We start from the raw sequence: 9,941 nt of genomic DNA, 5'->3' as shown, positions 1-9,941 counted from the left end.
GGTTTATGTTTTAATATTGCATATGGTTTTCAAACTGCTGGAAGATGAGATTGTATTTCCTGATCCTGCACTTGCCGATCCTGATGGATTGCTGGCAATTGGGGGTGATCTGCATATGGAACGTTTGCTGCTGGCCTATGAAAACGGAATCTTTCCCTGGTTTAGTGAAGATGACCCGATCTGTTGGTTTTCTCCTCATGAGCGTTGTGTGATTTTCCCCGAAAACCTTAAAGTCAGTAAAAGCATGAAGAAGGTTTTTAAGGATGGTATATTTCGGATCAGCATGAACGAGGCATTTAAAGAAGTGATTATGCATTGTGCCTCTGTGGAGCGCAAGGATCAGAATGGCACCTGGATCACTTCGGAAATGCAGGAGGCTTATATCAATCTGCATATAAATGGTTATGCGCACAGTGTGGAGGTCTGGCGGGATGACAAACTGGTTGGCGGCCTATACGGAATTCTTGTTAACCGTGTATTTTGTGGGGAAAGTATGTTTAGCCTGGTTAGTAATGCTTCAAAAAGTGCCCTGATCTGGCTTTGTGAACAGAGCAGATTGCTAATGATAGATTGTCAAATGCCCAATGATCACTTGATGAGCCTTGGGGCAGAAATGATTGACCGCGAAACGTATTTAAAACTCCTAAAAAGAAAGGCTTAGTTCAGCAACTCCCGGATATCTTCTTTACTTAAGGATTTAAAGAAGCTTTCTTCGGTGGTGATCAGGGAACTTGCGAGTCTTTTCTTTCGGTTTTGGAGGGAAAGAATTTTTTCTTCTACGGTATCCCGGGTAATGAATTTGTAGATGAAGACTTTTTTGTCCTGGCCAATCCGGTGTGTCCGGTCAATGGCCTGTTGTTCTACAGCGGGGTTCCACCAGGGATCAAGGATGAATACATAATCTGCCTGAGTCAGATTCAGACCTACGCCACCCGCTTTGATGGAGATGAGGAAGACTTTAAGGTTTTTATCTTGTTGGAATTCAGCTACAATTTCTCCTCTGTTTTTTGTGGACCCATCTAAATAGGCATAGGGAATATGTTCGTTTTCCAGATGACGCTTAAATATACTCAGGTGTTTCACGAATTGAGAAAAGATCAATACTTTATGTCCCCCTTTAAGCACATTGTCCAGGGTATGGACTATGCTTTCAAATTTTCCGGAATCTGAGGTATAGGTGTCGTCTATCATCAATGGATGATTGGCAAGCTGCCTAAGGGCGGTAAGACCCTGCAAAAGCTGGACCTGCTTCTTTGCATAGGTACCATCGTCCATGCTGCTGAGCAGATCGTTGCGATAAGCTGATTTTGTTTTTTCGTAATAACTGGCCTGATCTTCACTCATATCACAGTAGAAAACCTGTTCAGTTTTGGCAGGTAACTCTTCAGCAACTTGCTCCTTTGTTCTTCTTAAAACAAACGGTTTGATGATGGCCTGGAGTTTTCTGGCTTTTTCTTCATCTTTTTTCTTTTCGATGGCCTGCACATACTCTTCATTAAAGAACGCCTGGGTACCCAGAAGGCCTGGATTTAGAAAGGTGAGTTGCGTCCATAAGTCACCCACGGAGTTTTCTACAGGTGTACCACTCAGGATCAGCCTGTGTTTTGATTTTAAAGACCTTACAGACTTGAAGGATTTGGAAGAGGGATTTTTGATGTTCTGACTCTCATCCAGAATAATGTAGTTGAAATAGAAATCTTTCATCAGGGCGATATCAACCCGGGTGATGCCGTAAGTGGTAATGACCACGTCATAACGAATGAACTGGCTTACATCTTTATTCCTCGAGCTTCCCGTATGAGAAAGGATTTTTAATTTTGGGGTGAATTTTTTGGCTTCGTTTAGCCAGTTGTAAATTAAGGAGGTCGGCATAATAATCAGGGAAGTGCCAGGGGTGGCATTTTTCTCGTTATCCTCTTTTTGCTTCTGTAACAGGGCCAAGGTTTGAATGGTTTTACCCAATCCCATATCATCTGCAAGGCAGCCTCCAAAATTATACTCTCTCAAAAAACTAAACCAGTTATAACCGGCCTTTTGATAACTTCTAAGATCTCCTTTGAAATGCTCTGGCATTTGAATATCGGAAATGTTTTCAAAGTCATTTAGTTTTTGAAGTTTGCGGTTGAGCGTAATATTGGTAATACTGTCTTCAGAGAGATCATTAAGGAGTCCTATATGATGTTTTTTTAATTTCAGTGATTTACTGCCTTCTGAGAGGCTGAACAGGGTGCCATATTTACTCAGCCATTTGTCTGGAATAATCGCGATAGAGCCATCGGGAAGAATGAATTCTCGCTTTTTCTGAAGAATATGCTGTTTGAGTGCCAAAAACGGAATGGGGTGGTTGCCAAAATATACAATAGCATTGATGTCAAACCAGTCGTTGTTTTCGCTGACCTCGAAGTCAATTTTGTTTGTAGCGAAAAGGAAGCGTTTTGTTCCGGTAGCTTGTTCTACTTCATAACCCTTTTCCCTGAGCTCTTCTAAATGTTCGTTGACCCAGTTGAGCAAACCATAGGACTTATCCTCTTGTTCTCCAGGGTCATGTAGTTCCAGATTATGAAATAAGGCACTTGTTTTCTTTAATCCCGATTTGAGTAATTCATTGAATTTGCTTTTTTCCCAGTCTGTATTTCTTTTGATCCTGGTAAAAATATAGTTGTCTTCTATTTTATGGACCCTGACGGTTACCTTGCGTTCATTATCCATGGCAAAGGCGTATGAACCGTACCTGAAGTATAACTGCAGTTGTGAAATCCCGCCTTCTACATAAATGATTTTCAGAATGGCCACGGGCTCGTGTTTTTCTGTTTTGATTTCGAAACCTTCTGCATAGACATGGTATTTCTCGATCAGTGGCGCAACAAATTTCTCAAAATAAGCACCTTCAGTGGTTTTTGGTATGGTGATGAATCGTTTGTTGAGAAAGGGCTGTAGCTTTTTACCCTCTATATCTTGTTCGAAAAAGTACAACACGTCATTTAAAAGGAGCCATGCAGGCTGGTTACTGACCACCTGCGCTTCTTTAAACATAAAATCTATCCGCATTCCCTGATATTTTATCGTTGGAAAATAACGGGTTTCGGTCTCGTTTCTTCTAAAATGGAAAAGAATAGTTGCGGGCTCTGCAGCGATTTCAATTTCTCTTTCTGCCGGCCATCCGTCTTTTCCCATCAGATATAAGGAGTCTGTAATGGCAAGGATGGACAAGACCTCTGTAAGCTTTTTTTCAATCTTTGGACGCACAGTGTCGTAAAATTTCTCATCAAAGAATTTACTGAAAAATTCCAGCGGCCGAATTTGCTTCTTATGATATTTTTTAATGATATAGTCCTGTTCTGTCTCGTCGAGAATTTTGATAATCTTTAAGTCGGTTTCAGACAGGTGACGGGCAAATTCTTTAGCGGTATGACTAAAAAGACGCTGATAGGTTAGAGAAAAATCGCCCTGAGGATTGAGCTGGACCATATGCGGCTCAATCACATAGCCTAAAAACTCATGTTTGCATAAGGAATAAACGATTTTACATGGTTTGGAGCTATCTACGCGCAACATAGGTTAAAAGTTAAAACAAAAGGAGGATAAGCATATAAAAATCTTTAAACTTACATCAAATTGAAATGCTTTCAAAAAAAACTATATAGAAGAAAAGCCATTTTTTAAAATAGATGAGATAAGGCATCTGAAATACAAAAAAAGCGGCTTTTCTAAAGCCGCTTTTGAAAAAACAGATGTGTTTTTGGTTGTCAGGTAATTTTATCCTGATTTTACAGGTCAAATTTGATTCCCTGGGCTAAAGGCAGGGTATTCGAGTAGTTAATGGTGTTGGTTTGTCTGCGCATATAACCTTTCCAGGCATCAGATCCGCTTTCTCTTCCTCCTCCAGTTTCTTTTTCTCCACCAAAGGCACCACCGATCTCTGCTCCAGAAGTTCCAATGTTGACATTGGCAATTCCGCAGTCAGATCCGTTAACGGATAAGAATTGTTCTGCTTCGCGAAGGTTTAAGGTCATTATTGCTGAAGAAAGTCCTTGTGGTACGCCATTTTGAAGGGCTATGGCCTGATCCAGGGTCTTGTATTTGATTAAATAGAGGATCGGGGCAAAGGTCTCTTCCTGAACAATTTCATAATGGTTTTCAACTTCGGCCACACAAGGTTTTACATAACAGCCGGAAAGATATTGATCTCCTTGAAGAACACCACCTTCTACGATGAATTTTGCACCTTCAGAGATGCCTTTTTTGATGGCATTCTGGTACATGTTTACTGCTGCGGTATCAATAAGGGGACCTACGTGGTTGTGCTGGTCAAGTGGATCACCTATTCTAAGCTGTCCATAGGCCTTAACCAGTTTATCTCTGAAGGTATCATAGATGTCTTCATGAATAATCAGACGTCTGGTAGAAGTGCATCTTTGTCCTGCAGTACCTACTGCACCAAAAACAGCCCCAATGATAGACATATCGAGATCCGCGTCTTTAGAAATAATGATGGCGTTGTTTCCGCCCAACTCCAGAATAGTCTGACCAAAACGGCCTGCAACAGCAGACGATACATGGCGGCCAATCCGGGTAGAGCCGGTAAAGGATACCAGAGGGATGCGCTTGTCATTGTTCATCATATCGCCTACGGCATTTCCTATAAGCAGAGAGCTAATGCCTTCGGGCAAATCGTTTGCTTTTAACACGCTGGCAAGAATGTGCTGACAAGCTACAGCGCAAAGTGGTGTCTTGGAAGAGGGTTTCCATACACATACATTGCCACAGACCAAGGCCAGGGCTGCATTCCAGCTCCATACAGCTACAGGAAAATTGAATGCAGAGATAATGCTGACAATGCCCAGTGGGTGCCATTGCTCGTACATCCGGTGACTGGGTCTTTCCGAATGCATGGTTAAACCATAAAGCTGTCTGGAGAGGCCGACCGCAAAATCGCATATATCGATCATTTCCTGTACCTCGCCAAAACCTTCCTGTAAGCTTTTGCCCATTTCATACGATACTAACGTACCGAGATCTTCTTTGTGCACACGTAGTGCATCACCCAACTGGCGAACAATATCTCCTCTTTTAGGTGCAGGAATGTTTCGCCATTTCAGAAATGCTTCTTCCGCAGTTTTCATTACGTTTTCGTAATCTTCAGCTGTGGCTACCCGGACATCGGCTATCTTTTTACCGTCGACAGGGGAAAAGCTCTCGATGGTCTTTGCGCCAGAGGCAGCTCCCCAGGTGCTTCCGGTGCTATAGGCTGGGTTTACCTCTAAGATGCCTAAGTTTTTCAATACCGTACTGATCTCTTTTTTCATTGGAATATAATTATTGGTATTTTTTTTATTGTTTTTTATTGGTAACGAAGCTATTATGAGTATATCACCGATATTTATGGGGGGCTTTCCCCTCATGGTTTCACTGGTTTATATTTGTTGTAATGTCATTCTAACAAATGTAAACAAAGATGATCGATTGGCGTTTAACAAAAATAGAACCCTTGGATTTCTTGACGGGAATATTACCAGGTTTGGGATTATGTTTTGTTTCTTTGTACTGAATTCTGAACAGACGGCAATGAATTTGCTGTATTTTAACTCTCCTTTAAATCTAAGCTAACTACAAATTTATCAGTTGATTATACTTTTAAGTGTGTGAATGTTGAAAATTATTTCGCCGGAGCTATAATTAAATAGCGTAAACTTATAATGTATTTAAAACAAAAGGGGACTGTTCTTTAATTATTCAATACATGGAAGAGGAATTTTACTTTGATTTTAGCGATGACGCACAACGTTCTGTAGAGCGCTATGAGGAGATGTTACGGAACCAGGATCAGTACTTTTTTGATGCCCAGGCCTTTGAGAACATCATTGATTATTATATTGAAAAGAGTGACCCGGTAAAGGCCTTGCAGGTAATTGAATATGCCTTAAACCAGCATCCTTATGCAGCGGTTTTCCTGGTGAAACAGGCGCAACTGTTGTTCATCACGGACCAGATAGAGCGTGCTTTTCTGGCTTTGGAAAAGGCAGAAATGCTGGAAGCTTCGGAAGCAGAGATTTATATTCTGAGGGGGAATATTTACAACAGTCTGGAACGCTATCATGAGGCTTTGGAGAACTTCCAGAAAGCTCTGGGTTTTGCGGAAACAACAGATGAGATTCTGTTGCAGATTGCCTATGTTTATCAGAATATGCTCGACTACGAGAAGGCTATTGTTTATATCAAGCAAAGTCTGGAGCAGAATATGGAAAACAAAGATGGTCTGTATGAGCTGGCTTTCTGCTATGATATTCTGGATAAACAGGAAGAAAGTATACAGTTCTACAAAGAATATATAGACAACGATCCTTATTCTTATGCGGCATGGTATAACCTGGCCAATTCTTATCATAAGCTTGATTTGTTTGAAAAAGCGATCGATGCCTATGATTATGCTATTCTGATCAAAGATAATTTTGCTTCTGCTTATTACAACAAAGGAAATGCTTTGGTTCAGTTGGACCGTTATGCAGAAGCCATCGAAGTTTACAGACAGACTTTTGAATACGAAAAGCCGAACGCTGATACGTATTGCGCAATAGGAGAGTGTTATGAGAAACTTGAGAAGATGGATGAGGCCCGCTCTTATTATAAGAAATCAGTGAAAATGGATATGAAGATGGCCGATGCCTGGTTTGGCATTGGGGTAACGCTTAATTTTGAAGAGCGTTATTTTGAATCTTTGCATTTCTATAAAAAAGCCATCGAACTTGACGGAGAAAATCCTGATTTCTGGTTTGCAATGGCAGATGCGTATTATAAACTTGGGCAGATAGACAATTCCATTGAAGCTTACGACAAAGTTTTAGAGTATAATCCGCTGGATGTGGAAGCATGGCTTGATTTTTCGACGGTGTTATATGAACAGGGAAAATTAAATGAAGCTGCCGAAACGATCTCTGAGGCCATTAAGAATAATCCGGATGCCGCAGAATTATATTATCGGATGGTGGCTTATCTTTTTGCGCTTGGAGAGCATAAGGAAGCACTTATTTACCTGGAAACAGCTTTAAATACCGATCCGGATAAACATTATATTCTATTTGAATATTTGCCGCAGTTACAGGACAATGGGCCAATTATAGAGGTGATCAGCAAATACATAAAATAAAAAATCCCCTTTTATTAGATAAAGCTGATAAAAGCAGTCTATTTTTTTTTCACCTTTGCAGAATATATGAACTATCCTTTAAATAATATACCCGTACGTCCTGTTAAACCTCGCCAGAAAGGCATAACAATGGTTATGGATAAGGGTTTAAGCTTGAGGCAGACGGAAGATTTTATTGATGTTGCCGGTATACATACTGATATTGTCAAATTTGGATGGGCGACTTCGTTTGTTACGCCTAATTTGAAAGAGAAACTGGCGATTTATAAAAGCGCGGGTATACCTACCTATTTTGGGGGAACATTGTTTGAGGCTTTTGTGATTAGAAATCAGTTCGATGATTATTGCAGAGTTCTAGATCAGTTCGGGATGGAATTCGCAGAAGTTTCGGATGGGTCTATCACGATTGAACATGACGAGAAATGCGAATTTATCCATAAGCTGTCTAAGCAGGTAACCGTAATCTCGGAGGTAGGATCAAAGGATGCAAAAAAGATATTTGCCCCCTATAAATGGATTAAACTGATGAATGCGGAAATTGAAGCCGGTTCATGGAAAGTAATTGCAGAAGCGAGAGAAGGCGGGAATGTTGGGATTTATAGAGATTCTGGAGAGGTGCGTGAAGGACTGGTAGATGAAATACTTACGCAGATACCTGAAGAAACCATTATCTGGGAAGCGCCCCAGAAAGAACAGCAAGTGTGGTTCATTAAGCTGATTGGAACGAATGTAAACCTGGGTAATATTGCCCCGGCCGAAGTTATTCCGTTGGAGACCATTCGTTTGGGCCTTAGGGGAGATACATTTGACCATTTTCTTAATTTAAACAAATAAATAGCTGGTCTAACCGGTTTTATTATAAAGATTCATATCACAGGATGAGAACATTTGGGTTAATAGGTTATCCTTTGTCGCACTCTTTTTCCAAAAAATACTTTACTGAAAAGTTTGAACAGGAGCATATTTTGGATTGCAGATATGAATTGTTTCCTTTGGAAAAAATTGGCTTACTGGAATCCGTATTGGACAAACCTGGTTTGCGGGGCTTGAACGTCACCATTCCATATAAAGTTCAGGTTTTGCCTTATTTGCAGGAGATGGAAGAGGCAGCTGCAGGAATTGGTGCGGTTAATTGCATTTCTATCGAATCCAGGAATGGCGATCGTTATCTGAAAGGGTATAATACAGATGCTTATGGCTTTGAGACCTCACTCAGGCCTTTTTTAATGGCTCATCATCAAAAGGCTTTGGTATTTGGAGATGGGGGGGCTGCTAAAGCTGTGAAATATGTGCTTCAGAAACTGAGGATTGAATTTATTTCTGTGGTAAGAACGCCTGCGGCGGGATGCTTTTTATACCATGAAGTGACCGAATCGCTTCTAAATACACATCATATTTTAATCAATACAACCCCACTGGGGATGTCGCCAAATATAGAAAGCTGTCCAGATATACCTTATGCCTGTCTAACTGGTCATCATCTGGCCTATGATTTGGTTTATAATCCGGAAGAAACCCTGTTTTTACGACAGGCTGCTGCGGCTGGTGCTTCAGTGAAAAATGGCATGGAGATGTTGTACCTGCAAGCTGAACGCTCGTGGGAGATCTGGAATCGCTAGATTATGGGACGGATATTCTTTTCGCTTTTCCTGCTTGTATTGCTAATGTCATCCTGTCATTCGGATCCTTATATGCCAAAACCAAAAGGATATTTCAAAATTGATTTTCCAGAAAAAAGTTATCTTTCTTACAAGGGAAATTGTCCTTTTGTTTTTGATTATCCTGTTTATACAACGATTACTGCTGATACAGAACCCAATGCCCAGCCCTGCTGGAATAATTTGAATTTCTCGCAGTTTAATGGGAAAATCCACCTCACTTATCATCAGATCTCCTCTAAAACAGAGGGGCTAAAGCTAATGGAATATGCTAGAGAACTTGCCTTTAAGCATACCGTTAAGGCGAATGCGATTGATCAGAAAGTAATTAATTACCCGGACCGAAAGGTTTATGGGATTTGCTACTATATAGAAGGCAATACGGCCTCATCTGTCCAGTTTTTTCTAACAGACAGTACCAAAAACTATTTTAGAGGTGCTTTGTACTTCTATGAAAGGCCGCAGTATGATTCAATTGCACCGGTGGTCAATTTTATAAAGAAGGATATTGATGTTATGATCAATACCTTTAGATGGAAACAGTAATTTAATATTGTGATTATGATGAATATTCAAAGATTTACGTTTAATGCTTACCAGGAAAATACCTATGTTTTATATGATGAGACTGGAGAGTGCGTGATCATTGATCCAGGCATGTATACCGGAGCAGAGCAGAATGAACTGGTTAGTTTTATCAAAGAGAAAGGCCTGAAACCTGTATTGCTTTTAAATACACATTGCCATATAGATCATGTATTTGGAAATAAGTTTGTATTTGATCAGTGGGGTTTAAAACCACAATTTAATCAGGGAGAGCTTTATATCTTGCAAGCCGTACCAGGCTATGCACCGCAAATGGGATTCAGCTATGAGCTTTCGCCTGAGCCGGAAACCTTTTTGGGAGAGACCGGGACAGTTGGTTTTGGAAACAGTGAGCTGGAACTGATCTTTGCTCCGGGGCATTCTCCTGCACATTTGTGTTTTTATGCGAAGAATGAAGGATTTCTAGTTGGTGGGGATGTATTGTTTTATGGTAGTATAGGAAGAACTGATCTTCCCGGTGGAAACCATGAACAGCTTTTGACAAGTATTAGAGAAAAATTATTTACCTTACCTGCTGATTGCAAGGTTTACCC

8 protein-coding genes are annotated in these 9,941 nt (G+C 40.6%); 6 read left to right on the top strand and 2 right to left on the bottom strand.

Translation table 11 applies throughout. From position 1 onward, the window contains the following. A partial coding sequence (aat, locus tag DBR11_RS26200; protein WP_369974459.1) for a leucyl/phenylalanyl-tRNA--protein transferase occupies window positions 1-661 on the top strand: 661 nt, incomplete at its 5' end. Here the strand turns inward: aat and DBR11_RS26195 are convergent. Beyond that, window positions 658-3,555, bottom strand: a complete 2,898-nt coding sequence (locus DBR11_RS26195) for a DEAD/DEAH box helicase (RefSeq protein ID WP_108555517.1) — start codon at window positions 3,553-3,555, stop codon at window positions 658-660. The genes aat and DBR11_RS26195 overlap by 4 nt on opposite strands. 212 nt (window positions 3,556-3,767) lie before the next feature. Further along, the gene (locus DBR11_RS26190; protein ID WP_108555519.1) at window positions 3,768-5,306 is read right to left on the bottom strand and encodes an aldehyde dehydrogenase family protein; all 1,539 of its coding nucleotides are present in this window, start codon (window positions 5,304-5,306) and stop codon (window positions 3,768-3,770) included. A gap of 434 nt (window positions 5,307-5,740) precedes the next feature. On the opposite strand from DBR11_RS26190, the gene DBR11_RS26180 reads away from it, so the two are divergent. The 5 genes from DBR11_RS26180 to DBR11_RS26160 all read left to right on the top strand — a co-directional run. Next, entirely contained in the window at window positions 5,741-7,144 is a 1,404-nt protein-coding gene (locus DBR11_RS26180; RefSeq protein ID WP_108555515.1) for a tetratricopeptide repeat protein, read from the top strand. Between the two features lie 66 nt (window positions 7,145-7,210). After that, entirely contained in the window at window positions 7,211-7,978 is a 768-nt protein-coding gene (locus tag DBR11_RS26175; protein WP_108555514.1) for a phosphosulfolactate synthase, read from the top strand. A gap of 44 nt (window positions 7,979-8,022) precedes the next feature. After that, a complete protein-coding gene (locus DBR11_RS26170) occupies window positions 8,023-8,763 on the top strand; it encodes a shikimate dehydrogenase (RefSeq protein ID WP_108555513.1) in 741 nt (246 codons plus the stop codon). Window positions 8,764-8,766: 3 nt separating this feature from the next. After that, the gene (gldD, locus tag DBR11_RS26165) at window positions 8,767-9,348 is read left to right on the top strand and encodes a gliding motility lipoprotein GldD (protein ID WP_108555512.1); all 582 of its coding nucleotides are present in this window, start codon (window positions 8,767-8,769) and stop codon (window positions 9,346-9,348) included. A gap of 15 nt (window positions 9,349-9,363) precedes the next feature. Further along, window positions 9,364-9,941 (top strand): MBL fold metallo-hydrolase (locus tag DBR11_RS26160; RefSeq protein ID WP_108555511.1); only part of this gene is annotated, 578 nt, incomplete at its 3' end.

This window comes from Pedobacter sp. HMWF019 (assembly GCF_003061025.1).
GTDB lineage: Bacteria > Bacteroidota > Bacteroidia > Sphingobacteriales > Sphingobacteriaceae > Pedobacter.
Note: the sequence above shows the minus strand (reverse complement) of the source record. Positions and strands in the feature narration are given on the sequence as shown.